A 23,496-nucleotide genomic window follows, 5' to 3' on the forward strand; every position below is an offset into this window, starting at 1 on the left:
TCGGATGATGAATGTCCACCCGAGCGGTTATTACGCCTGGCTGCACCAGCCTTTATCTGCCCGAGCCCTGGAAGACCAACGCCTTCTTGGCCAGATCAAGCAATGTTGGCTAGAAAGCGGGGGCATCTATGGTTATCGCAAGATCCGGGATGACCTGCGAGAAATGGGCGAGACCTGTGGGAAACACCGGGTGGCGCGATTAATGCGTCATGAAGGTTTACGTTCACAAACCGGTTATCGCCGCCGTCCCGGTCATTATGGTGGCCGGCCAACGGTGGTTGCACCGAACCATCTTGAACGCCAGTTCGATGTGACTGAGCCAAATAAGGTCTGGGTAACAGACATCACTTATATCCGAACCCATGAAGGTTGGCTCTATCTGGCCGCGGTATTGGATTTGTTCTCACGACAAGTCATTGGTTGGTCAATGGGGCCACGGATCGACCGAGAGCTGGCTATCAGCGCGTTACTGATGGCGGTGTGGCGACGGCGACCGGAGCAGGAAGTGCTGGTTCATTCCGACCAAGGGAGCCAGTTTGGCAGCTATGACTGGCAGGATTTTTTGCGGGATCATCGGCTTAAGGCCAGCATGAGCAGACGTGGCAATAGTCATGATAACGCGGTGGCGGAGAGTTTCTTCCAGCTCCTAAAACGCGAGCGGATCCGACGTAAAACCTATGCGGATCGCGAGGAAGCCCGACAGGATGTGTTCGATTACATTGAAATGTTTTACAACCCCAAGCGCCGTCACAGTTTCAACCATGGGCTATCGCCAGTAGAGTGTGAGAAGCAATATTTCGAGAGGCTCGAAAGTGTCTAGAGAAGCCGGGGCGATTCACACGAACCTCTGTCGCTCAGGCAGAGATAAAGACTTAATCATAGAGACTATTGAAGAATCATCGCTCACTTACAAAGCAAGGCAGTAGAGGCAGTAGAGGCAGTAGAGGCAGTAGAGGCAGTAGAGGCAGTAGGCTGTGTTCTTAAAGTGATGAAGATATAATCTCACATCTTCTCAACAGCTTAAGATCCATTCCGTGTCCCGCCGTTATCAGCTGACTGATGCACAATGGGGGCTTATCGAGCCCCAGTTTCCTTCTCGAAGCCTGATCGGGCGCCCTACCCGTGAACCGCGCCAAGTGCTCGATGGCATTCTCTGGATACTCCACACCGGAGCTCCTTGGCGAGACCTTCCAGAACGTTTCGGACCATGGAATTCGGTCTACAACACCTTCCGGCGTTGGCAGGATGCAGGCCGGATTGATGCCATTCTGGAAGCGCTGCAACTCAAGCTCAATGAAGAAGGGCTCATCGATTTCGACCTGTGGTGCCTGGACGGCTCCAATGTCAGAGCATCCAAAGATGCTGCCGGTGCACGTAAAAAAACACCTCAATGAATCAAGCCCTTGGCCGTTCGCGGGGAGGTTTCGGCAGCAAAATTCACTTGGTCACGGACGGTCATGGCTTACCACTGAGCTTCTGCCTGTCACCGGGGCAATCAGCAGAAATCAGCTATGCAACAAGCGCGTTGGCCATGGCGAGGATACCAACGTCATCAGGTCGCTACCGAACACGGCCAGCGCATCTTGCCGCAGACAAGGCCTATAGCAGCAAAGCCTTTCGAGCCGAGCTACGGCGGAGAAGGATAAAAGCGGTCATTCCGCAACGCAGCGACCAGCAACGGCGCCATAAGGGGCGTCCATTGGTACTGGACAAGGTGCATTACCGCAGGCGCAATGTCGTGGAGCGGTGCTTCGGTTGGTTGAAGAAGTTTCGCCGGTTTTCAACGAGATATGAAAAGCTAGCCAAGAGTTTTGCAGCCTTTATCAAACTGGCTTTCTGCCTTCGCTACTTGCGCGAGTTATGTGTGGACAGAAAACCAGCATTTTGAGAACACAGCCTAGAGGCAGTAGAGGCAGTAGAGGCAGTAGAGGCAGTAGAGGCAGTAGAGGCAGTAGAGGCAGTAGAGGCAGTAGAGGCAGTAGAGGCAGTAGAGGCAGTAGAGGCAGTAGAGGCAGTAGAGGCAGTAGAGGCAGTAGAGGCAGTAGAGGCAGTAGAGGCAGTAGAGGCAGTAGAGGCAGTAGAGGCAGTAGAGGCAGTAGAGGCAGTAGAGGCAGTAGAGGCAGTAGAGGCAGTAGAGGCAGTAGAGGCAGTAGAGGCAGTAGAGGCAGTAGAGGCAGTATCAGAATCCACCAAAAGAAAAGCCGGGACAAGCCCGGCTTTTTCTTTTATCACTCAGCAGCTGCTTCAGCAGCGGCCGGGCGGTCTACCAGCTCAATGTAAGCCATAGGAGCGTTGTCGCCAGCACGGAAACCGCATTTCAGAATGCGAGTATAACCGCCGGCGCGCTCCAGGTAGCGCGGGCCCAGTTCATTGAACAGCTTAGCCACGATCGCGTTATCGCGAGTACGGGCAAATGCCAAGCGACGATTAGCAACGCTATCAGTCTTGGCAAGGGTGATCAGCGGTTCAACTACACGACGCAGCTCTTTTGCCTTAGGCAGAGTCGTCTTGATGATCTCATGACGAACCAGGGAGCTGGCCATGTTGCGGAACATAGCCTGACGATGGCTGCTGTTCCGGTTCAGTTGACGACCACTCAAACGATGGCGCATGACCTTATCCTTCTAACTAAATCTGTGAAACCCGTAATCTGGATTACTCGTCAGCGATGCTGGCGGGCGGCCAGTTCTCAAGGCGCATGCCAAGAGACAGACCACGGGAGGCCAACACGTCCTTGATCTCAGTCAGGGACTTCTTACCGAGGTTAGGAGTCTTAAGCAACTCAACTTCGGTACGCTGTACCAGATCACCAATATAGTGGATAGCTTCTGCCTTCAGACAGTTCGCTGAACGAACTGTCAGCTCCAAATCATCGACAGGACGCAGCAGAATCGGATCAAACTCGGGTTTCTCTTCTTTCTTCTCGGGCACGCTGACATCGCGCAGATCCACGAAGGCTTCCAGTTGCTCTGCCAGAATAGTGGCGGAACGACGGATGGCTTCTTCCGGATCCAGAGTACCATTGGTCTCCATGTCGATAACCAGCTTGTCCAAGTCGGTGCGCTGTTCCACACGTGCCGCCTCGACATTGTAGGCGATGCGAACGATGGGGCTGAACGCGGAGTCCAGCAGCAGGCGACCGATAGGACGCTCTTCATCATCGTTGTGAACACGAGCAGAAGCAGGCACATAACCACGACCGCGCTGAACTTTCAGGCGCATGCTGATCTCAGCATTTGCACCAGTCAGGTGGCAGATTACGTGCTCCGGGTTTACGATCTCGACTTCATCACCGTGAGTGATATCACCAGCGGTAACGGGGCCTGTTCCAGACTTGGTCAGGGACAGAGTTACCTCGTCCTTGCCTTCCAGCTTCACAGCGATACCTTTCAGGTTGAGCAGGATTTCAAGAATGTCTTCCTGTACACCTTCTTTGCTGCTGTACTCGTGCAGTACTCCGTCGATCTCGACTTCAGTAACCGCACAACCGGGCATAGATGACAGCAAAATACGACGCAGGGCATTGCCCAGCGTGTGGCCAAAGCCACGCTCAAGCGGCTCGAGAGTCACTTTCGCGTGAGTCGGGCTAACTTGCTCGATGTCAACTAGCCGCGGTTTAAGAAAATCTGTTACAGAACCCAGCATTGTGTCCTCTCTTTAGAAGCTAGCTTTACTTGGAGTAAAGCTCGACGATCAGCTGTTCGTTAATGTCGGCAGACAGGTCGGAACGCTCCGGCAGGCGCTTGAAGGCACCTTCCATCTTAGCAGCGTCAACCTCTACCCAAGTCGGCTTCTCGCGCTGACCAGCAACTTCCAGGGAAGCTTTGATACGCGCTTGCTTCTTAGCCTTCTCGCGAACGCAGATCACGTCCTCAGGGGATACCTGGAAAGAAGGAACATTCACAACGCGGCCGTTTACCATGATGGCTTTGTGGCTCACCAGCTGACGAGATTCAGCACGAGTGGCGCCGAAGCCCATGCGGTAGACGACGTTGTCCAGACGACCTTCCAGCAGCTGCAACAGGTTTTCACCGGTGTTACCCTTTTGACGGGCAGCGTCGCGGTAGTAGTTGCGGAACTGTTTTTCCAATACGCCGTAGATACGACGTACTTTTTGTTTCTCGCGCAGTTGCACACCGTAGTCGGACAGACGCGCTTTACGCGCACCGTGTTGACCAGGAACGGTGTCAATCTTGCACTTAGAATCAATCGCACGAACACCAGACTTCAGGAAGAGGTCGGTGCCCTCACGACGGCTAAGCTTAAGCTTAGGACCGATATATCTTGCCATCTTCTTTCTCCAACAATCCTAGACCAAGTAGCTACAGCGTTACACGCGGCGCTTCTTGGGAGGACGACAACCGTTGTGCGGGATCGGAGTCACATCAGTAATGTTAGTGATGCGGAAACCAGCCGCGTTCAGAGCGCGGATGGAAGACTCACGACCGGGACCCGGACCTTTGACCATGACTTCCAGGTTCTTCACGCCGTATTCTTTGGCGATCTCACCAGCACGCTCAGCAGCTACCTGGGCAGCAAACGGAGTGGACTTACGGGAACCACGGAAACCGGAACCACCAGAGGTAGCCCAAGACAGAGCATTGCCCTGACGGTCAGTAATGGTCACGATTGTGTTGTTGAAAGATGCATGAACGTGCGCAATACCGTCGCTCACTTGCTTTTTAACGCGCTTGCGAGCACGAGTCGGAGTTTTAGCCATTTTCTACCTTCCCGTTACTTCTTGATAGCCTTGCGCGGACCCTTACGGGTACGAGCGTTGGTCTTGGTACGTTGACCACGAACAGGCAGGCTACGACGGTGACGCAAACCACGGTAGCAACCCAGATCCATCAATCGCTTGATGTTCATGGAAATCTGACGACGCAGGTCACCTTCGACGGTGAATTTACCTACTTGTTCACGCAGACTCTCGATCTGAGCTTCGTCCAGGTCTTTAATTTTCACATTCTCAGCGATACCGGCTGCGGCACAGATGGCCTTGGAGCGGGTACGACCGACGCCATAAATAGCAGTCAACGCAATGACTGCATGTTTATGGTCAGGAATGTTAATGCCAGCGATACGGGCCACTATTCACTCCTACATATAGTAGATAACGACCACCACAAAGCCCGTGAGCGGATACGTGGCGGTCAACCAATACACAACAAAAGTTGGCTGGCTATATTAGCCAGCACAACTATTTGTTGCAAGTACTAACCGTAAAAAATTAGCCTTGGCGCTGTTTATGCTTTGGCTCGCTGCAAATCACACGCACCACACCGTGACGCTTGATGATTTTGCAGTTACGGCAGATTGCCTTAACGGAAGCACGAACTTTCATTGCTTAACTCCGTAACTACGCCGACCTTTAGCGGCCGTAGCCCTTCAGGTTGGCCTTCCTCAGGACGTCGCCATATTGATGAGACATCATATGGGTCTGAACCTGAGCCATGAAGTCCATGATAACTACCACGATAATCAGCAGCGAGGTGCCACCGAAGTAGAACTGTACGTTCCAGGCAGTCATCAGGAACTGGGGTACCAGACAGATAAAGGTAATATAGAGCGCACCTGCCAATGTCAGGCGAGTCATAACCTTATCGATGTAACGTGCTGTCTGCTCGCCCGGGCGGATCCCCGGGATAAAGGCTCCACTCTTCTTCAGGTTATCTGCTGTCTCGCGGGGGTTGAACACCAGCGCGGTATAGAAGAAGCAGAAGAAGATAATGGCTGCTGCATAGAGCATCTCGTACAAGGGCTGACCCGGCTGCAGGACCATAGAGACCTGTTGCAGAATGTCAGCGATCTTGCCCTCGCCCTGACCAAACCAGGAGGTGATGGTCCCCGGGAAGAGGATGATGCTGGATGCGAAAATCGCAGGAATCACACCGGCCATATTCACTTTCAACGGCAGGTGTGTGCTTTGCGCAGCGAATACCTGGCGGCCTTGTTGACGCTTGGCATAGTTAACGACGATACGACGCTGACCACGCTCCACGAACACCACAAAGTAAGTCACAGCGAAAACAATCAAGCCCAGCAACAACAACAGCAGGATGTGCAATTCCCCTTGACGTGCCTGTTCGGCCGTAGCGCCAATGGCATGAGGCAGACCGGCGACGATACCTGTGAAGATAATCAACGAGATACCATTACCAATCCCACGCTCGGTAATCTGTTCACCCAACCACATCAAGAACATGGTACCGGTGACCAGACTCACAACGGCTGTGAAATAGAAGCCCAAACCCGGATGAGTCACGAGTCCTTGCATCATATTCGGCAGACCTGTTGCAATACCAATGGCCTGGAACGTTCCCAAAACCAGCGTGCCCCAACGGGTATATTGGCTAATCTTGCGACGGCCGGATTCACCTTCTTTCTTGAGTTCAGCAAGAGCAGGGTGAACCACAGTCAGCAGCTGGATAATAATCGACGCCGAAATGTACGGCATGATCCCCAGTGCAAGAATAGAAGCACGCGAGAGTGCACCACCACTGAACATGTTGAACATCTCAATGATGGTGCCCTTCTGTTGTTGGAACAACTCGGCCAGTACGGCGGCGTCAATACCAGGGATCGGCACATAAGAGCCTGCACGGAACACGATAATTGCCCCGAGAACGAAGAGCAGACGGCTCTTCAGTTCGCTCAGACCACCTTGTGCTTTAACATCCAATCCTGGTTTCTTAGCCATTGTACTGATTATTCCTCGATTTTACCGCCAGCGGCCTCGATGGCTGCACGTGCACCCTTGGTGACGGACAGACCACGAACGGTCACAGCACGGTCAATGTTGCCAGACAGAACAACTTTAGCGAACACGATGTTTTTGGTAATAACACCGGCTTGCTTCAGAGTGCTCACGTCGACCACATCACCTTCTACCAGGGCGATTTCGTTCAGGCGCACTTCGGCAGAAACCAAAGATTTGCGAGAGAAGAAACCGAACTTCGGCAGACGGATTTTCAAAGGCATCTGGCCGCCTTCGAAACCGTTGCGGACCTTGCCGCCACCGGAACGAGAGGTCTGACCTTTAACACCACGACCACCGGTCTTGCCCAGACCAGAACCGATACCACGGCCCGGACGGTGCTTGACGCGCTTGGAGCCAGCGGCCGGAGACAGAGTATTCAGACGCATGCTTAGCCCTCCACCTTAACCATGTAATAAACCTGGTTGATCATGCCGCGTACGCAGGGAGTATCTTCCAGCTCAACGGTGTGACCAATGCGACGCAGACCCAGACCACGCAGAGTCGCCTTGTGCTTTGGCAGACGGCCGATAGAGCTGCGAGTTTGAGTTACTTTTACAGTGTTAGCCATGTCGCATTACCCCAGAATTTCTTCAACGCGCAGACCACGCTTGGCCGCGATCTGTTCCGGTGATTGACCGTGAACCAGAGCGTCGACAGTTGCGCGAACAACGTTGATTGGGTTGGTGGAACCGTAGGTCTTGGCCAGCACGTTGTGGATACCAGCAACTTCCAGTACGGCACGCATGGCGCCGCCTGCAATGATACCAGTACCTTGGGAGGCCGGCTTCATGAACACGGTGGAACCAGAGTGAACGCCACGCACCGGGTGGTGCAGGGTGCCGTTGTTCAGCTCAACCTTGTTCAGGTTACGCTTAGCCTGTTCCATCGCCTTTTGAATGGCGGCCGGAACTTCACGGGCCTTACCGTAACCGTAACCTACACGGCCGTTACCATCACCCACCACGGTCAACGCGGTGAAGGACATGATACGACCACCTTTAACAGTTTTCGAAACACGGTTTACTGCAATGAGCTTTTCTTGCAGTTCGCCGGCTTGAGATTCGACTTTAGCCATCTTCGACTCCTAGCTTAGAACTGAAGACCAGCGTCACGAGCAGCGGCAGCCAGAGCGGCTACACGACCGTGATACTTGAAACCGGAACGATCGAAAGATACGTTCTGAACGCCTTTGGCAATAGCACGCTCAGCGATAGCCTTACCTACAGCGGTAGCAGCATCTGCGTTACCGGTGTATTTCAGAGCTTCACTGATGGCTTTCTCTACTGTGGAAGCAGAGGCCAGAACTTCGGAACCGTTGGCTGCAATAACCTGCGCATAGATATGACGCGGGGTACGGTGAACAACCAGACGGGTAGCTCCCAGTTCCTGCATCTTTTTCCGAGCACGAGTAGCACGACGGAGACGAGCTGCTTTCTTGTCCATAGTGTTACCTTACTTCTTCTTAGCTTCTTTAGTACGCACTTGCTCGTTGGCATAGCGTACACCCTTGCCCTTGTAGGGCTCCGGAGCGCGGTAAGCACGGATATCGGCGGCGACTTGGCCAACCAGCTGCTTGTCCACACCACGCAGAACGATCTCGGTGGCGGACGGACATTCAGCGGTGACACCAGCCGGCAGCGCATGCTCTACCGGGTGAGAGAAGCCCAGTGCCAGCGCAACAGCATTGCCCTTGATGGAGGCTTTGTAACCTACACCAACCAGCTGCAGCTTGCGCTCGAAGCCTTGGGTAACACCGACTACCATGTTGTTGACCAATGCACGGGCAGTACCGGCCTGAGCGTCAGCACCAGCGATGCCGTCGCGCGGGGCGAACTTCAGTACATTGTCTTCTTTGGTCACTTCTACACCGGCGTGGATGGAACGAACCAGGGAACCCTTGCCACCTTTGATGGACAGTTCTTGGCCGTTCAGAGTCACCTCTACGCCAGCAGGAATAGTGACGGGTGCCTTAGCAACGCGAGACATTTCCGACCTCCTATTAAGCGACGTAGCAGATGATCTCACCACCCATGCTTGCCTTGCGGGCAGCACGGTCGGTCATCACACCTTTAGACGTGGACACGATAGCAACACCGAGACCGCCCATTACTTTCGGCAGATCAGTAGTGCGCTTGTAAATACGCAGGCCGGGACGGCTCACGCGTTGGATCAGTTCTACAACCGGCTTGCCCTGGAAATACTTCAGTTCGATTTCCAGTTCCGGTTTCACGTCACCAGCTACGTTGTAGCCAGCGATGTAACCTTCTTCTTTCAGCACTTTGGCGATAGCCACTTTCAGCTTGGAAGAAGGCATGGAAACCGCAACTTTGCTCGCCGCCTGACCGTTACGGATGCGGGTCAGCATATCCGCGATCGGATCTTGCATGCTCATAGTCTAACTCCCGAGATTCTTACCAAGAGGCCTTTTTGAGGCCCGGAATTTCGCCCTTCATGGCATGCTCACGCACCTTGATGCGAGAGAGGCCAAACTTCCGCAGGAAACCGTGCGGACGACCAGTGATGTTGCAACGGTTACGCTGGCGGGACGGACTGGAATCACGGGGCAGCTGTTGCAGTTGCAAGACAGCATCCCAACGCGCTTCTTCAGAAGCGTTCATATCAACGATGATAGCTTTCAGCTCGGTACGCTTGGTCGCGAACTTGGCTGCCAGCTTCGCACGCTTTGCTTCACGTGCTTTCATGGATGTTTTAGCCATAACCCTAACCTTACTTGCGGAATGGGAAGTTAAAGGCAGCCAGCAGAGCACGGCCTTCTTCGTCGGTATTCGCGGAAGTGGTGATGGTGATATCCAGACCACGGACGCGATCGACCTTGTCATAGTCGATTTCCGGGAAGATGATTTGCTCACGCACGCCCATGGAGTAGTTACCACGGCCATCGAACGCCTTGGCGTTCAGACCACGGAAGTCACGGATACGCGGTACGGAGATGCAAATCAGCCGTTCCAGGAACTCCCACATACGCTCGCCACGCAGGGTTACTTTACAACCTATCGGGTAGCCTTCACGAATCTTGAAGCCCGCAACAGATTTGCGTGCTTTGGTGATCAGCGGCTTCTGACCGGAAATGGCAGCCATATCGGCAGCAGCATTTTCCAGCAATTTCTTGTCAGAGATCGCTTCACCAACACCCATGTTCAGGGTGATTTTCTCGATCCGAGGGACTTGCATGATAGTCTTGTAACCGAACTGCTTGGACAGTTCATTTACTACATCGGATTTGTAGTAATCATGCAGTTTCGCCATCGTTAAACTCCAATTACTTCACAAGTTCGCCGGTGGATTTGAAGAAACGGACTTTCTTGCCGTCTTCAATCCGGAAACCAACGCGGTCAGCCTTGCCAGTGGCAGAGTTGAACAGCGCGACGTTAGATACATCGATGGGGGCTTCTTTGGTGACGATGCCGCCAGCCTGACCCAGTGCGGGTACCGGCTTTTGGTGTTTCTTCACCTGGTTGATGCCTTCCACGATTACCTTACCTTTTGCAATCAGGACTTGAGTGACTTTGCCACGCTTGCCCTTGTCTTTGCCGGTAAGAACAATTACTTCGTCTTCGCGACGGATTTTAGCTGCCATCGTTCGACTCCTTACAGTACTTCGGGTGCCAGGGACACAATCTTCATGAACTTCTCGTTACGGAGTTCACGGGTCACCGGGCCAAAAATACGAGTACCGATTGGCTGTTGGTTGTTGTTAAGCAACACAGCCGCATTGTTGTCGAAACGGATGACAGAGCCGTCCGGACGACGAACGCCTTTACGGGTGCGTACGACCACCGCGTTATACACATCACCTTTCTTCACTTTACCGCGAGGAATGGCTTCCTTGATGGAAACCTTGATGATGTCGCCGATGCCGGCATAACGGCGGTGCGAACCACCCAGAACCTTAATACACATTACACTGCGAGCGCCGGAGTTGTCGGCAACACCCAGCATACTTTGCATCTGGATCATCTTAGTGCTCCGCTTTGTTTACTTCTTATCCCTGATGGGATCTGGCTGCCTTCAAAAGGCGCGAAACTATAACACAGCTATTTTTGAAAAGGTAGCCTAAAAAACAAACGGCCCCGATGGGGGGCCGTTTGGGCTAAAAAGTACCGAATTAGGCCTTTTCTACGACAGCAACCAGGGTCCAGGACTTGGTCTTGGACAGCGGGCGGCACTCGCGGATTTCCACGAGATCGCCAGCCTTGCACTCGTTGTTCTCGTCATGCACGTGCAGCTTGGTAGTGCGCTTGATGATCTTACCGTAGATCGGGTGCTTTACCTTGCGCTCGATAGCGACGGTGATGGACTTGTCCATCTTGTCGCTAATTACACGACCTTGCAGAGTACGGATCTTGTCAGTCATTACGCACCTGCCTTCTCAGTCAGTACAGTCTTGATACGTGCGACGTCACGACGCACTTGTTTCAGAGTGTGAGTCTGAGCCAGCTGGCCGGTGGAAGCTTGCATGCGCATGTTGAATTGCTCACGCAGCAGACCCAGCAGCTCCTGGTTCAGTTCTTCGACGCTCTTTTGACGCAGATCTTGGGCTTTCATCACATCACCGTCTTAATTACGAAAGTGGTCTGAACAGACAGCTTAGCTGCGGCCAGGGCAAACGCTTCACGCGCCAGAGCCTCAGGTACACCATCCATCTCGTACAGAACCTTGCCAGGCTGGATCGGGCAAACCCAGTATTCCACGTTACCCTTACCTTTACCCATACGAACTTCGAGGGGCTTTTCGGTGATGGGCTTGTCCGGGAACACACGGATCCAGATCTTGCCTTGACGCTTAACGTGACGGGTCATGGCACGACGGGCTGCTTCGATTTGACGAGCAGTCAGTTGACCACGAGATGTCGCCTTCAGGCCAAAGGTACCGAAGGATACTTCGTTACCGGCATTGGCCAGACCGCGGTTACGACCCTTGTGGGTCTTGCGGAATTTAGTACGCTTAGGTTGCAACATTTACCGAATCTCCTTACTTGGCAGCGCGGCGCTTGTTGTCACGCTTGGGCTTCGCAGGAGCCTGCTCTTGAGCAGCGGCAGCATTGACTGCAGCCAGACCGCCCAGAACTTCGCCCTTGAAGATCCAAACTTTAACGCCGATCACACCGTAAGTGGTGTGGGCTTCAGAAGTTGCGTAGTCGATGTCGGCGCGCAGGGTGTGCAGGGGCACACGACCTTCACGGTACCATTCGGTACGCGCGATTTCAGCACCGCCCAGACGACCGGAAACTTCCACTTTGATGCCCTTGGCACCCAGGCGCATGGCGTTCTGTACGGCGCGCTTCATAGCACGACGGAACATTACGCGACGCTCCAGCTGGGAAGTGATGCTGTCGGCAACCAGTTTGCCATCCAGCTCCGGCTTGCGGACTTCGGAAATGTTGATCTGAGCAGGCACGCCAGCGATTGCGGCTACAGCTTTGCGCAGTTTTTCAACGTCTTCGCCTTTCTTGCCGATCACGACACCCGGACGAGCGGTGTGAATGGTCACACGAATGCTCTTGGCCGGACGCTCGATAGTGATCTTGGACAAGGAAGCGTTTTTCAGCTCCTTGGTCAGGAACTGGCGTACTTGGAAATCGCTGTACAGGTTGTCAGCGAAGTCTTTGGTGTTCGCGAACCAGGTAGAATTCCAAGGCTTGGTAATACCCAGGCGAATGCCATTAGGATGTACTTTCTGACCCATTGCTTATCTCCCAGCCTTAGCGTCGGATACCACTACAGTGATGTGAGCGGTACGCTTGAGGATACGATCCGCGCGACCTTTGGCACGCGGGCGGATGCGCTTCATGGAGGGACCTTCGTCTACCATGATGGTGGCAACACGCAGGGTGTCGATATCGGCACCTTCGTTGTGCTCAGCGTTGGCAATGGCAGATTCCAGCACTTTCTTCACCAGAACAGCAGCCTTTTTCGGGCTGAAGGTCAGGATGTTCAGAGCCTTGTCTACGGACAGACCACGTACTTGATCGGCTACCAGACGAGCTTTCTGGGCAGAAGTACGGGCATAACGGTGTTTAGCGATAGCTTCCATCATTTATCCCTTAGCGCTTCTTAGCCTTCTTATCAGCAGCATGGCCGCGATAAGTACGAGTCGGTGCGAATTCACCCAGTTTGTGACCGATCATTTCTTCGGTAACGAAAACCGGAACGTGCTGACGACCATTATGGACAGCGATGGTCAAACCGATCATGTTCGGGATGATCATTGAACGACGGGACCAGGTCTTAACCGGCTTTTTATCCCCGCTTTCCACCGCTTTCTCTACCTTCTTCAGCAAGTGCAGGTCGATAAATGGACCCTTCTTGAGAGAACGTGGCATGGTGATTCCTCTATGTTAACAATTACTTGTTACGACGACGTACGATGTACTTGTCGGTACGCTTGTTCTTACGGGTCTTGAAGCCCTTAGCCTTCTGGCCCCATGGGGACACAGGCTGCATGCCCTTGTTACGACCCTCACCACCACCGTGCGGGTGATCAACCGGGTTCATCGCCATACCGCGAACGGTCGGACGAATACCACGCCAGCGGTTAGCACCGGCTTTACCCAGTTGACGCAGCATGTGCTCGGAGTTACCCACTTCACCGATGGTAGCGCGGCACTCGGCCAGAACTTTACGTACTTCGCCGGAACGCAGACGCAGAGTTACATAGTTACCTTCACGAGCCAGGATCTGGATAAAAGTACCAGCGGAACGAGCCAGCTGGGCACCTTTACCAGGCTTCATCTCAACGGCGTGAACGGTAGAACCGACCGGGATGTTGCGCATCGGCAGGGTGTTACCTACCTTGATGGCAGCATCAGCACCAGAGGCGATTGCATCACCAGCTTTCAGGCCTTTCGGAGCCAGGATGTAACGACGCTCACCGTCTGCATACAGCACCAGGGCGATGTTTGCGGTACGGTTAGGATCGTATTCCAGACGCTCAACTTTGGCCGGAATGCCGTCTTTGTCGCGCTTGAAGTCGATCAGACGGTAGTGTTGCTTGTGACCACCACCGATATGACGAGTGGTGATACGACCGTTGTTGTTACGGCCACCGGACTTGCTTTTGCTGTCCAGCAGAGCGGCGAAGGGCTTGCCCTTGTACAGCTCTTGGTTGACGATCTTGACGACGTGGCGGCGGCCCGGAGAAGTAGGCTTGCACTTAACGATTGCCATTTTTCAGAACTCCTCTTACTCGGCTGCGCCCATGAAGTCGATGTCCTGACCAGCTTTCAGGGTCACATAAGCCTTTTTCCAATCGGAACGACGGCCTACGCGTGCACCTGCGCGCTTGGTCTTACCCTTCATGTTCAGGGTACGGACGGTCTCAACTTCGACCTCGAACAGTTTCGCAACTGCAGCTTTGACTTCCGCCTTGGTGGCATCAACAGCAACTTTGAACACGATAGTGTTCTGCTTTTCTGCGACCATGGTGCTCTTTTCAGAGATGTGCGGAGCCTTCAGAACTTTCAGCAGACGCTCTTCACGGATCATGCCAGCATCTCCTCGATTTGCTTAACTGCGTCAGCAGTCATCAGAACCTTGTCGAAAGCGATCAGGCTGACCGGGTCGATACCGGCAACGTCACGCACGTCAACTTTGTACAGGTTACGAGCAGCCAGGAACAGGTTCTCATCGACTTCAGCAGTCACGATCAGAACGTCAGTCAGTTCCATTTCTTTCAGCTTGGCGATCAGTTCTTTGGTCTTCGGCGCTTCGATGCCGAACTTCTCAACAACGATCAGGCGCTCTTGACGTACCAGCTCGGACAGGATGCTACGGATAGCGCCGCGGTACATCTTCTTGTTTACTTTCTGGCTGTGATCTTGCGGCTTAGCAGCAAAGGTCACACCACCGGAACGCCAGATGGGCGAACGGATGGAGCCAGCACGGGCACGACCAGTACCCTTCTGACGCCACGGCTTTTTGCCGCCACCAGACACTTCAGAGCGAGTCAGCTGCGCACGAGTACCCTGACGGGCACCAGCGGCATATGCAACGACAACCTGGTGAACCAGAGCTTCGTTGAATTCGCGCCCGAAGGTAGTCTCGGAAACTTCAAGAGCGCTCTTGGCGTCTTTCATTACCAATTCCATTACTATCTCCTCAGACGTTACGCTTTGACGGCAGGTTTGACGATCACGTTGCCGTTGGTTGCACCCGGTACTGCGCCTTTGATGAGCAGCAGGTTGCGTTCAGCGTCAACACGAACCAGTTCCAGGTTCTGAGTCGTTACACGCTCAGCACCCATGTGACCAGCCATCTTCTTGCCCTTGAATACACGGCCCGGGGTCTGGTTTTGACCGATGGAGCCAGGTACACGGTGGGACAGGGAGTTACCGTGGGTCATATCCTGGGTACGGAAGTTCCAGCGCTTAACAGTACCGGCAAAACCTTTACCCTTGGATGTGCCGGTAACGTCTACCAGCTTAACGTCAGCGAGAAGATCTACTTTCAGCTCGCTACCAACAGTGAAAGTTTCACCGTTGTTCAGGCGGAATTCCCACAGACCGCGACCGGCTTCTACACCAGCTTTGGCGAAGTGGCCAGCTTCCGGCTTGGTTACGCGGCTGGCTTTCTTGGCGCCAGTGGTAACCTGAATAGCGTTGTAGCCGTCGGTTTCTACAGATTTGACCTGAGTTACACGGTTAGCTTCAACTTCGATAACAGTCACCGGGATAGAAACGCCATCTTCAGTGAAGATGCGAGTCATACCCACTTTGCGACCTACAAGACCGATTGTCATTGTTATCAACCTCTTTCCGTAATTAACCCAGGCTGATCTGGACGTCTACACCAGCTGCCAGATCCAGACGCATCAGAGCGTCTACGGTCTTGTCAGTCGGCTCAACGATGTCTACCAGACGCTTGTGAGTGCGGATCTCGTACTGATCACGCGCGTCTTTGTTGACGTGCGGGGAGATCAGAACGGTGAAACGCTCTTTGCGAGTCGGCAGCGGGATAGGACCGCGAACCTGCGCGCCAGTGCGCTTAGCAGTTTCAACGATTTCCGCAGTGGATTGATCGATCAGGCGATGATCAAAAGCCTTCAGGCGGATACGGATTCTTTGGTTCTGCATTGACAGAGCTCCAATAGATAAAAGAACATAAACCAACACCGCCCGACCGGGACTACTCCCGCCAGAGGTGTGATTTTTCACGTTTCCTCCCATATCGGGAGGACTGTATGGCTGGCAACTCGTAAACGGGAAGCTCAGCAAGCAGACATATCGTCTGGCTGCCTCATGGGCAAGCGGAGGGGATTATACGGATTTTTTCCACTCACGCAAGTGAAGGCGGACAGATTGTGCGCAATTTTATGTGACAGATGGATCTCGCCAACGGCTGGGCAAGCCCTTGCCTGGCAGGGGTAACGACAATGTTGCAAACAGGCTGATAGACTGCGCCCTCGCCCCTGTCTGCGGAACCCATCCCATGCTCAAGAATCAGAAGAAAGCCTACCAGTACGGGCTCTGTGCCGTCGCCCTCTGGTCCACGGTGGCCAGCGCCTTCAAGATCTCCCTCGCCTACTTTGAACCGGTACAGCTGCTGCTGGTCGCGGCCTGCACCTCGACCCTGACCCTGGGGTGCATCGTGGCCTGTCAGGGCAAACTGCCACTACTGCTCGACTACATCAAGAGTCGCCCCCTCTACTACCTCGCTCTCGGGGTCCTGAACCCCTTTCTCTATTACCTGCTGCTGTTCAAGGCATATGATCTGCTGCCCGCCCAGCAGGCGCAGACTCTCAACTACACCTGGGCCATCACCCTCAGCCTGCTGGCCGTTCCCTTCCTCGGTCAAAAGCTGCGCCGCCGCGATGGCGTCGCCATCGTGCTCGGCTATTTCGGCGCCCTGGTGATCGCCACCAGGGGGGACGTGTTCGGTCTGCAGTTCGACAGCCCCCTCGGCGTCACGCTGGCGCTGGTGTCGACCCTGATCTGGGCCGGTTACTGGATCCTCAACACCCGCAATCAGGGGGATCCCGTCGTCAGCCTGCTGCTCGGCTTCCTCATCAGCCTGCCCTTCATCATCGTGGCGACCTGGTTGCTCTCGGACTTTGCCATGACTGCCTGGCAGGGATGGGCTGGCGCCATCTATGTGGGGCTGTTCGAGATGGGTTTCGGTTTCGTGCTCTGGCTGATGGCCCTGCGCCACGCCACCAACACGGCCCCCATCAGCAACCTTATCTTCATCTCGCCGTTTGCCTCTCTGGTGCTGCTCAACCTGTTGATCGGCGAAACCATTCACCCGGCAACCCCCATCGGGCTGGTTCTCATCGTCGCCGCCCTGCTTATCCAGCAACTCAAATATGGCAAGCGCTACCGCAAGGTGAGCGACCCCCACCCCTGACAGACAAAGGGCGTATCCCTCGATACGCCCTGCTTTCAATCCATCCACTCCAGCGGCTGGTTCTTGGGTAGCCGGATCTCCACCTGCAAGCCCCCCAGTTCGGAGCGCCCCAGCCTGATGGTGCCGTGATGCTGGGAGACTATCTTGGCAACGATGGCCAGCCCCAGCCCACTCCCGCCACCGGTGCGCGCCACATTGCCCTGGGTGAAGGGCTTGAGCACCCGGGAGTAGTCCTCTTCTGCAATCCCCGGGCCATTGTCGGAGAGTCGCAGCCGCACCCAGTGACCATCATCCCTGAGCTCGGCCTGCAACCGAGTCGCACCATAGCGCAGGGAGTTGCCCGACAGATTGTTGAGGATACGGCGAATGCTGATGGGATGGCAGGCCACACGCACCGCCTCCTCCGGCAGGAGCAGCTCCACTTCCAGTCCCTGATCGGTCTGCATCAGCAACGCATCGTGAATGAGCTGGGTCAGGTCGACGGGCCGGGCATCGAGCCCCTCGTTCGGGCGAATGTAATCGATGAACTGATCGATGATACCGTTCGACTCATCGATGTCCGCATTGATGCTCTCCTTGAGGTACTCATCCCCCGAGGACATCATCTCGGTTGCGAGACGAATGCGGGTGAGAGGGGTGCGCAAATCGTGGGATACCCCGGCCATCATCAGGTTGCGCTCCTCGATCAGCCCCTTGATGGAGCTCGACATGTGGTTGAAGGTGCGGGTCAGACGGCGCACCTCCCGCGAGCCCTGCTCCCCCAGGGCATCGGGAAAGTTGCCGCGCGCCACCGCCACGGCTCCCGCTTCCAGATCCTCCAGCGGCCGCACCAGCTGACGGGCAAAACGCCAGGCTGCAAACAGGGTCACCACCAGCAAGACGCTCATATAGAGGATGAGCGGTTCGATGTCGTCATCTTCAATTTCCGTCAGGGGAATGCGCACCCACATCTGGCTGGCCTGGGGAGGCTGGATCCAGATGATGTAGTGATCCTGGATTTCAACCCTGACCCTGGTATCCCCTTTCAATTCGCGGCTGATGCTCTGCTCCAGATAGGGGTAGGGCTTGGAATCATTCAGCCCGTGCTGCTCCGCCTCGCTCTGGGTATAGATGTCGCTGCCAGTGGTCACATAGACCAGCGCCTCGGCATCTTCACTGAGCGCCAGCTGGTTGTTGTCCACCGGGAAGATGAGTTTGACCTGGTTTGCCAGCAGGTGGCTGATCTGCTTGACGGTCGGCGCCAGCAGGTAGTTGTAGAAGGTAACGTAGGAGACGACTTGATAGACCACCAGCACGGCAGCCAGAAACCAGAGCATGCGGGAGAACATGCTGCCCACTTTCTTCATGCGTTCTCACCGTCCGGTACGAACACATACCCCAGACCCCAGACGGTCTGCAGATAGCGGGGCTGGGCCGGGTCCTGTTCCAGCAGGCGGCGCAGGCGGGAGACCTGCACATCGATGCTACGCTCGGTGGCCGTGTACTCGCGACCACGGGCCAGGTTCATCAGCTTGTCACGGGAGAGCGGTTCGCGAGGATGACTCACCAGCACCTTGAGCACGGCGAACTCCCCGCTGGTCAGGGCAACCGGTTCGCCATCACGGCTCAGTTCACGGGTCGCCAGATTGAGCTGGTAGGCCCCGAAACTCACCATCTTCTCCGCCGCGGAAGGGGCGCCGGGCAGCTCCACGGTATGGCGGCGCAGCACGGCGCGGATCCGGGCCAGCAGCTCACGGGGGTTGAACGGCTTGGGCAGATAATCGTCGGCCCCCATCTCCAGACCGACGATGCGATCCACCTCGTCTCCCTTGGCGGTGAGCATCAAGACGGGGATCTGGTTGCCGGCCTCGCGCAGGCGGCGGCAGATGGAGAGGCCATCTTCCCCCGGCAGCATCAGATCAAGCACCATCAGGCTGAAGTTTTCACGCGTCAGCAGGCGATCGGCCTGCTCCCCGTTGGCAACACCCCGCACTACAAACCCCTGCTCGGTGAGGTAGCGCTCCAGCAAGGAACGCAGTTTCAGATCGTCGTCCACCACCAGGACCTTGTATTGCTGACTCATTGCCACCTCTCTTCTCTGTCTCCCCTCATACTAGAGCCGCCCCCTGCAACCACAAAGCATAAATATGTTACCGGTTATTGCCCTCATTCGGCCCCAGAGCCGGGAAGGATGGATGGCCAGCTCTGCTTTTTGCTCGACAGGGCGGCGACAATGACTAAGATCCCGGGCTACCGGATGCAATTGGCGAGGGAGTGATAACCCCATGAAAACCAAACTCATTACCCGTGAAGGCTACACCAGGCTCCGGCAGGAGCACGACATGCTCTGGCGGGAGGAGAGGCCCGATGTCACCAAAAAAGTGGCCTGGGCGGCGAGCCTGGGTGATCGCAGCGAGAATGCCGATTACCAGTACAACAAGAAACGCCTGCGGGAGATCGACCGCCGCGTGCGCTACCTGCGCAAGTGCCTGGAAGAGCTGACCATAGTCGACTACTCCCCTCCCAGGAGGGCAAGGTCTTCTTCGGTGCCTGGGTCGAGGTGGAAAACGACGAGGGTGAGACCAAGCGCTTTCGCATCGTCGGCTATGACGAGATCTTCGGCCGCAAGGATTACATCTCCATCGACTCCCCCATGGCCCGCGCCCTGCTCAAGAAAGAGGTGGGCGATGAAGCCATGGTGCGAACGCCAGTGGGTGACGCCTGCTGGTACATCAATGAGATCAGCTATCCCAAATAAGCCAGGCCGACCCTCACTGCCAAATCGGCTGACAAGGCCAGGAGAGACCGAGCATGTCCGCCCACTGGGTATGAGAAACGTCATTTCTGCCAGGGTGGCATCCCGCTGCCCGACCCCATATAGTGCTCACACCCGGCGCCTTGCGGCGCCAACCGGCCCGCGCGGCAGTGGCCTGGCAGGTATCTAAAGTATCGCCAGGACAGACCCCCTGTTCGGCGACATAGCCCCACGCTGGCCAGTTAGACAGGACCCGACCAAGAGACCCTCGATGCAAAGCCACGTAATAGAACATCAGATCGCCGGTGAGCTGAATGCCCGCCCGGAACAGGTGCAGGCAGCCGTTCGCCTGCTGGACGAAGGCGCGACCGTTCCCTTCATCGCCCGTTACCGCAAAGAGGTGACCGGCGGTCTGGACGACAGCCAGCTGCGTACCCTGGAGAGCCGCCTCGGCTACCTGCGTGAACTGGCGGATCGCCGCCAGGTGATCCTGCGCTCCATCGAAGAGCAGGGCAAACTGACCCCCGAGCTGGCCCGCGAGCTGAACGAGGCCGACAGCAAGACCCGTCTGGAAGACCTCTACCTCCCCTACAAGCCCAAGCGCCGCACCAAGGGACAGATGGCCATCGAGGCGGGGCTGGAGCCACTGGCGGATTTGCTGCTGGGTGACCCCATGAAGGATCCCGAACAGGAGGCGGTTCGCTTCCTCAATGCCGAGCAGGGGATCACCGACGGCAAGGCCGCCCTCGACGGTGCCCGTTACATCCTGATGGAGCGTTTCGCCGAGCAGGCCGATCTCCTTGAGAAGTTGCGGGACTACCTGTGGCAGAACGCCACCCTGTGTGCCCGCGTGGTGGCCGGCAAGGAGCAGGAAGGGGCCAAGTTCAAGGACTACTTCGAACATAACGAACCCCTGCACAAGGCCCCCTCCCACCGGGTGCTGGCCATGTTGCGCGGCCGCAACGAGGGGATCCTCAACCTGGCGCTGGTCACCGGCGAGGATGAGGGTACCAGCCCTTGCGAGGGGATTATTGCCCATCACCTCAAGCTCAACCTGCAAAATCGCCCGGCCGACAAGTGGCTGCAAGGGGTGGTGAGCTGGACCTGGAAGATCAAGCTCTCCCTGCAGATGGAAACCGAGCTGATCGGCCGCATCCGCGAGTCAGCAGAGGAGGAGGCGATCAAGGTGTTCGCCATGAATCTCAAGGATCTGCTGATGGCGGCACCGGCCGGCATGCGCTGCACCATGGGGCTGGATCCCGGCATCCGCACCGGGGTCAAGGTGGCGGTGGTGGATGCCACCGGCAAGCTGGTCGATCACGCGACCATCTATCCGTTCGAACCCAAGCGCCAGGTTGACCAGAGTCTCAAGACTCTGAGCGAGCTGTGCCAGAAGCACAAGGTCGAGCTCATCAGCATCGGCAACGGCACCGCATCCCGGGAAACCGACCGCCTGGTGAGCGATCTGTTCGAGCGCTACCCGGCCGCCAAGGCGCAGAAAATCGTGGTCAGTGAAGCGGGGGCATCGGTCTACTCCGCCTCCGAGCTCGCCTCCCAGGAATTCCCGGATCTCGACGTCTCCATTCGCGGCGCCGTCTCCATCGCCCGCCGGTTGCAGGATCCCCTGGCCGAGCTGGTCAAGATCGACCCCAAGAGCATAGGTGTGGGCCAGTACCAGCACGACGTCGGCCAGAGCCAGCTGGCCCGCCGCCTCGACGCGGTGGTCGAGGATTGCGTGAACGCGGTGGGGGTGGATGTGAATACCGCCTCGGTCGCCCTGCTCAACCGGGTTTCCGGCCTCTCCCAGACCCTGGCCCAGAACATCGTCGCCTACCGGGATGAGAACGGCGCCTTCCAGCATCGTCAGCAGCTGCTGAAAGTAAGCCGACTCGGGCCCAAGGCATTCGAGCAATGCGCCGGCTTCCTGCGCATTCGGGGCGGCAGCAACCCGCTGGACGGCTCGGCGGTGCACCCGGAATCCTACCCTGTGGTGGAGCGGATCCTCGCCAAGCTGGAGCAGACCGTGGGCAGCCTGCTCGGCAACAGCAGCCTGCTGCGCACCCTCAAGCCCACCGACTACACCGACGAGCAGTTCGGGGTGCCTACCGTCACCGACATCATCGGCGAGCTGGACAAGCCAGGCCGCGACCCTCGTCCCGAGTTCAAGACCGCCGCCTTCAAGGAAGGGGTGGAGAAAATCAGCGATCTGGTGCCCGAGATGGTGCTGGAGGGTGTGGTCACCAACGTCACCAACTTCGGCGCCTTCGTCGACATCGGCGTCCATCAGGACGGGCTGGTGCACATTTCTTCCCTCACCGATCGCTTCGTCAAGGATCCCCGCGAGGTGGTCAAGGCCGGTGACATCGTCCGGGTCAAGGTGCTGGAAGTCGACGTACCGCGCAAACGCATCAGTCTGACCATGCGTCTGGATGAAAAAGCCGGCCAACCTGCACGCAAACCGACCGAGCCGCGTCACACCGGCAACGCCCGACCGAAACAGGCGCCCCGTCAGAGCGCTCCGACCGAGGGAGCCATGGGCAACGCCTTCGCGGCCGCCCTGTCGAAACTGAAGAAATAAGCCACCAGAATGCAAAAAAGCCCCGAAAGGGGCTTTTTCATGCCTGCACGGAGCGGGATCAAACGTCCTGACTCAGGCTATGCGGGGAGGCTGGCCTCACCGCTTGCTGATAGTGCCTGGCAATCACCTGGTTTCGATTGTCCATATAAGCACCGAGCGGGCCTGTGGTTTCCTGCCTGAGAGTCATCAGATCCTTGCGGGCCTGTGCCTCCTTGCCAGAGGCGGCACGGGCCACACTCATGTCTTGTGACGATGGTTCATCGGGCGCGAGTGCAGCGGCACGCACCTGCTGCATCTTGGCGATGGTCGCGGCGGGATCCCCGGGAATGGTCCCCATGTCGATGACCACCTCCCCCCCGGTGGCATAACGCTTGCCATCCGGCCCACGGGAAAACTGGTAGGTAGGGCTCCCCGCATGCTCGCCGCCGGCTGCCTGGTGAGCCTGCTCGTGCTTGCGAACTTCGAGATCCCGTTCGACCAGCGCAGCCACCTGACGCTGCTGCTTTTGCTGCTCCTGCTGTTCACCCTCCTGACGTTGTCGACGCTCCCCCTCCTCCCCCGTTGCCTCGACAAAACGGTGCGCCACCATCACGGGGCCGGTCTGGCCGTTCTCTTTCGTGGACGAGGATGGGGTGGCGGGATTGGCCTGGGCGGCCCGGGATCTCTCTTTCTGGGAACCGACGCCGGACTCGGCGTTGGACGCTTCGCTCTGGCGGCTGGGGGGCACCAGTTCTGCACGGCGGTTGTCAGTCTGTGCCGATTCCGTCTGCGGCTGCAGTTGATTCGGAATGATGGTCGGCAGACTGACGTTGATGTTCATGTCACACCCGGATATCGATCAGGGTGCCCAGCATGTCGCTGGCCGTCTGGATCACCTTGGCGGATGCCCCGGCATGCAGCTCGGCCACCTTGAGATTCACCAGTTCATCCGGCAACTGCACCTGATCACCCGCTGGCGTATTGAGACGGGCGATCTGGCTGGACGCCTGTCCGGCCAACTGCTCGGCCCGTTGGAACCCCTGCACGCCCGCCGTCATGGCTGATTCGATACGCATTGGCACAC

General features: G+C 56.4%; 36 protein-coding genes and 1 pseudogene (1 of these 37 only partly in view). 5 read left to right on the forward strand and 32 right to left on the reverse strand.

The window, feature by feature from the left end:
* Window positions 1-820 (forward strand): IS3 family transposase gene (locus tag C2U47_RS08320; protein ID WP_103261583.1); it begins 334 nt to the left of the window's first position. Within the gene, window positions 1-820 belong to an annotated coding region that runs on past the window's edge; the region does not span the whole gene.
* A gap of 214 nt (window positions 821-1,034) precedes the next feature.
* A protein-coding gene (locus C2U47_RS08325) for an IS5 family transposase (RefSeq protein WP_103261584.1) occupies window positions 1,035-1,888 on the forward strand; the annotation gives its coding sequence in 2 pieces (ribosomal slippage) (window positions 1,035-1,377 and window positions 1,377-1,888; 855 coding nt in all).
* A gap of 340 nt (window positions 1,889-2,228) precedes the next feature.
* Here C2U47_RS08325 and rplQ read toward each other — a convergent pair.
* From rplQ to rpsJ, 28 genes are all read right to left on the reverse strand, one after another.
* Entirely contained in the window at window positions 2,229-2,612 is a 384-nt protein-coding gene (gene rplQ, locus C2U47_RS08335) for a 50S ribosomal protein L17 (protein WP_005307999.1), read from the reverse strand.
* A 43-nt stretch (window positions 2,613-2,655) separates the two neighbouring features.
* The gene (locus C2U47_RS08340; protein WP_005307997.1) at window positions 2,656-3,645 is read right to left on the reverse strand and encodes a DNA-directed RNA polymerase subunit alpha; all 990 of its coding nucleotides are present in this window, start codon (window positions 3,643-3,645) and stop codon (window positions 2,656-2,658) included.
* Between the two features lie 25 nt (window positions 3,646-3,670).
* Entirely contained in the window at window positions 3,671-4,291 is a 621-nt protein-coding gene (rpsD, locus tag C2U47_RS08345) for a 30S ribosomal protein S4 (protein ID WP_010672568.1), read from the reverse strand.
* 39 nt (window positions 4,292-4,330) lie between these two features.
* Window positions 4,331-4,720 (reverse strand): 30S ribosomal protein S11, encoded by a 390-nt coding sequence (gene rpsK / locus C2U47_RS08350; RefSeq protein ID WP_005319702.1) that lies wholly within the window; start codon window positions 4,718-4,720, stop codon window positions 4,331-4,333.
* 14 nt (window positions 4,721-4,734) lie between these two features.
* A complete protein-coding gene (rpsM, locus tag C2U47_RS08355; RefSeq protein ID WP_005307991.1) occupies window positions 4,735-5,091 on the reverse strand; it encodes a 30S ribosomal protein S13 in 357 nt (118 codons plus the stop codon).
* 139 nt (window positions 5,092-5,230) lie between these two features.
* Complete coding sequence (gene rpmJ / locus C2U47_RS08360; protein ID WP_005319705.1) at window positions 5,231-5,344, reverse strand: 50S ribosomal protein L36; 114 nt, start codon at window positions 5,342-5,344, stop codon at window positions 5,231-5,233.
* A 27-nt stretch (window positions 5,345-5,371) separates the two neighbouring features.
* Window positions 5,372-6,700 carry a preprotein translocase subunit SecY gene (gene secY / locus C2U47_RS08365; protein WP_010672567.1) on the reverse strand — a complete coding sequence of 443 codons (1,329 nt, stop codon included), beginning with the start codon at window positions 6,698-6,700 and terminating at the stop codon, window positions 5,372-5,374.
* Between the two features lie 8 nt (window positions 6,701-6,708).
* Window positions 6,709-7,146: a 50S ribosomal protein L15 gene (gene rplO, locus C2U47_RS08370; protein ID WP_005307987.1), complete on the reverse strand. Its 438-nt coding sequence runs from the start codon at window positions 7,144-7,146 to the stop codon at window positions 6,709-6,711.
* Window positions 7,147-7,148: 2 nt separating this feature from the next.
* On the reverse strand, window positions 7,149-7,328 hold the full coding sequence (gene rpmD / locus C2U47_RS08375; protein ID WP_005307985.1) for a 50S ribosomal protein L30: 180 nt from the start codon (window positions 7,326-7,328) through the stop codon (window positions 7,149-7,151).
* Window positions 7,329-7,334: 6 nt separating this feature from the next.
* On the reverse strand, window positions 7,335-7,835 hold the full coding sequence (gene rpsE / locus C2U47_RS08380; RefSeq protein WP_005340605.1) for a 30S ribosomal protein S5: 501 nt from the start codon (window positions 7,833-7,835) through the stop codon (window positions 7,335-7,337).
* Window positions 7,836-7,849: 14 nt separating this feature from the next.
* Complete coding sequence (gene rplR, locus C2U47_RS08385; protein WP_010672566.1) at window positions 7,850-8,203, reverse strand: 50S ribosomal protein L18; 354 nt, start codon at window positions 8,201-8,203, stop codon at window positions 7,850-7,852.
* Window positions 8,204-8,212: 9 nt separating this feature from the next.
* Window positions 8,213-8,746 (reverse strand): 50S ribosomal protein L6, encoded by a 534-nt coding sequence (rplF, locus tag C2U47_RS08390; RefSeq protein ID WP_010672565.1) that lies wholly within the window; start codon window positions 8,744-8,746, stop codon window positions 8,213-8,215.
* Window positions 8,747-8,759: 13 nt separating this feature from the next.
* Window positions 8,760-9,152, reverse strand: a complete 393-nt coding sequence (gene rpsH / locus C2U47_RS08395) for a 30S ribosomal protein S8 (RefSeq protein WP_010672564.1) — start codon at window positions 9,150-9,152, stop codon at window positions 8,760-8,762.
* Window positions 9,153-9,171: 19 nt separating this feature from the next.
* On the reverse strand, window positions 9,172-9,477 hold the full coding sequence (gene rpsN, locus C2U47_RS08400) for a 30S ribosomal protein S14 (protein ID WP_005331161.1): 306 nt from the start codon (window positions 9,475-9,477) through the stop codon (window positions 9,172-9,174).
* A 10-nt stretch (window positions 9,478-9,487) separates the two neighbouring features.
* Window positions 9,488-10,027 carry a 50S ribosomal protein L5 gene (gene rplE / locus C2U47_RS08405; protein ID WP_005331162.1) on the reverse strand — a complete coding sequence of 180 codons (540 nt, stop codon included), beginning with the start codon at window positions 10,025-10,027 and terminating at the stop codon, window positions 9,488-9,490.
* A gap of 13 nt (window positions 10,028-10,040) precedes the next feature.
* A complete protein-coding gene (gene rplX, locus C2U47_RS08410) occupies window positions 10,041-10,358 on the reverse strand; it encodes a 50S ribosomal protein L24 (protein ID WP_005307977.1) in 318 nt (105 codons plus the stop codon).
* An 11-nt stretch (window positions 10,359-10,369) separates the two neighbouring features.
* Window positions 10,370-10,738, reverse strand: coding sequence for a 50S ribosomal protein L14 (gene rplN / locus C2U47_RS08415; RefSeq protein ID WP_005307975.1), 369 nt, complete (start codon window positions 10,736-10,738; stop codon window positions 10,370-10,372).
* Between the two features lie 148 nt (window positions 10,739-10,886).
* Window positions 10,887-11,135, reverse strand: a complete 249-nt coding sequence (gene rpsQ / locus C2U47_RS08420) for a 30S ribosomal protein S17 (RefSeq protein ID WP_005307966.1) — start codon at window positions 11,133-11,135, stop codon at window positions 10,887-10,889.
* Window positions 11,135-11,326 carry a 50S ribosomal protein L29 gene (rpmC, locus tag C2U47_RS08425; protein ID WP_005307965.1) on the reverse strand — a complete coding sequence of 64 codons (192 nt, stop codon included), beginning with the start codon at window positions 11,324-11,326 and terminating at the stop codon, window positions 11,135-11,137. The genes rpsQ and rpmC overlap by 1 nt, the downstream gene beginning before the upstream one ends.
* The gene (gene rplP, locus C2U47_RS08430) at window positions 11,326-11,739 is read right to left on the reverse strand and encodes a 50S ribosomal protein L16 (protein ID WP_010672562.1); all 414 of its coding nucleotides are present in this window, start codon (window positions 11,737-11,739) and stop codon (window positions 11,326-11,328) included. Before rplP ends, rpmC begins: the two co-directional genes overlap by 1 nt.
* Before the next feature lie 13 nt (window positions 11,740-11,752).
* The gene (rpsC, locus tag C2U47_RS08435; protein WP_005331168.1) at window positions 11,753-12,466 is read right to left on the reverse strand and encodes a 30S ribosomal protein S3; all 714 of its coding nucleotides are present in this window, start codon (window positions 12,464-12,466) and stop codon (window positions 11,753-11,755) included.
* Between the two features lie 3 nt (window positions 12,467-12,469).
* Window positions 12,470-12,814 (reverse strand): 50S ribosomal protein L22, encoded by a 345-nt coding sequence (rplV, locus tag C2U47_RS08440; RefSeq protein WP_010672561.1) that lies wholly within the window; start codon window positions 12,812-12,814, stop codon window positions 12,470-12,472.
* A 10-nt stretch (window positions 12,815-12,824) separates the two neighbouring features.
* Window positions 12,825-13,103, reverse strand: a complete 279-nt coding sequence (gene rpsS / locus C2U47_RS08445) for a 30S ribosomal protein S19 (protein WP_005307960.1) — start codon at window positions 13,101-13,103, stop codon at window positions 12,825-12,827.
* Window positions 13,104-13,125: 22 nt separating this feature from the next.
* Window positions 13,126-13,947 (reverse strand): 50S ribosomal protein L2, encoded by an 822-nt coding sequence (gene rplB / locus C2U47_RS08450; protein WP_010672560.1) that lies wholly within the window; start codon window positions 13,945-13,947, stop codon window positions 13,126-13,128.
* A 15-nt stretch (window positions 13,948-13,962) separates the two neighbouring features.
* Window positions 13,963-14,265, reverse strand: a complete 303-nt coding sequence (rplW, locus tag C2U47_RS08455; RefSeq protein ID WP_005307955.1) for a 50S ribosomal protein L23 — start codon at window positions 14,263-14,265, stop codon at window positions 13,963-13,965.
* On the reverse strand, window positions 14,262-14,867 hold the full coding sequence (gene rplD, locus C2U47_RS08460) for a 50S ribosomal protein L4 (protein ID WP_005340616.1): 606 nt from the start codon (window positions 14,865-14,867) through the stop codon (window positions 14,262-14,264). Before rplD ends, rplW begins: the two co-directional genes overlap by 4 nt.
* Window positions 14,868-14,884: 17 nt before the next feature.
* Window positions 14,885-15,517: a 50S ribosomal protein L3 gene (gene rplC, locus C2U47_RS08465; protein WP_010672559.1), complete on the reverse strand. Its 633-nt coding sequence runs from the start codon at window positions 15,515-15,517 to the stop codon at window positions 14,885-14,887.
* Window positions 15,518-15,539: 22 nt separating this feature from the next.
* The gene (rpsJ, locus tag C2U47_RS08470; RefSeq protein ID WP_005307944.1) at window positions 15,540-15,851 is read right to left on the reverse strand and encodes a 30S ribosomal protein S10; all 312 of its coding nucleotides are present in this window, start codon (window positions 15,849-15,851) and stop codon (window positions 15,540-15,542) included.
* Window positions 15,852-16,206: 355 nt separating this feature from the next.
* On the opposite strand from rpsJ, the gene C2U47_RS08475 reads away from it, so the two are divergent.
* The gene (locus C2U47_RS08475) at window positions 16,207-17,121 is read left to right on the forward strand and encodes a DMT family transporter (RefSeq protein ID WP_041214072.1); all 915 of its coding nucleotides are present in this window, start codon (window positions 16,207-16,209) and stop codon (window positions 17,119-17,121) included.
* A gap of 35 nt (window positions 17,122-17,156) precedes the next feature.
* Here C2U47_RS08475 and envZ read toward each other — a convergent pair whose 3' ends face one another.
* Together envZ and ompR are read right to left on the reverse strand one after the other, a co-directional pair.
* Window positions 17,157-18,467, reverse strand: a complete 1,311-nt coding sequence (envZ, locus tag C2U47_RS08480; RefSeq protein WP_010672557.1) for a two-component system sensor histidine kinase EnvZ — start codon at window positions 18,465-18,467, stop codon at window positions 17,157-17,159.
* Window positions 18,464-19,183, reverse strand: coding sequence for an osmolarity response regulator transcription factor OmpR (gene ompR, locus C2U47_RS08485; RefSeq protein WP_010672556.1), 720 nt, complete (start codon window positions 19,181-19,183; stop codon window positions 18,464-18,466). The genes envZ and ompR overlap by 4 nt, the downstream gene beginning before the upstream one ends.
* 202 nt (window positions 19,184-19,385) lie before the next feature.
* On the opposite strand from ompR, the pseudogene greB reads away from it, so the two are divergent.
* Together greB and C2U47_RS08495 are read left to right on the forward strand one after the other, a co-directional pair.
* A pseudogene (greB, locus tag C2U47_RS08490) lies at window positions 19,386-19,858 on the forward strand (transcription elongation factor GreB).
* 268 nt (window positions 19,859-20,126) lie between these two features.
* Window positions 20,127-22,433, forward strand: coding sequence for a Tex family protein (locus C2U47_RS08495; protein ID WP_103261585.1), 2,307 nt, complete (start codon window positions 20,127-20,129; stop codon window positions 22,431-22,433).
* 58 nt (window positions 22,434-22,491) lie between these two features.
* Here C2U47_RS08495 and C2U47_RS08500 read toward each other — a convergent pair whose 3' ends face one another.
* Entirely contained in the window at window positions 22,492-23,253 is a 762-nt protein-coding gene (locus C2U47_RS08500) for a putative metalloprotease CJM1_0395 family protein (RefSeq protein ID WP_042015263.1), read from the reverse strand.
* A gap of 1 nt (window position 23,254) precedes the next feature.
* A complete protein-coding gene (locus tag C2U47_RS08505) occupies window positions 23,255-23,488 on the reverse strand; it encodes a hypothetical protein (protein ID WP_010672552.1) in 234 nt (77 codons plus the stop codon).
* Between the last annotated feature and the right edge of the window lie 8 nt (window positions 23,489-23,496).

The organism is Aeromonas sp. ASNIH7 (assembly GCF_002903485.1).
GTDB lineage: Bacteria > Pseudomonadota > Gammaproteobacteria > Enterobacterales > Aeromonadaceae > Aeromonas > Aeromonas caviae.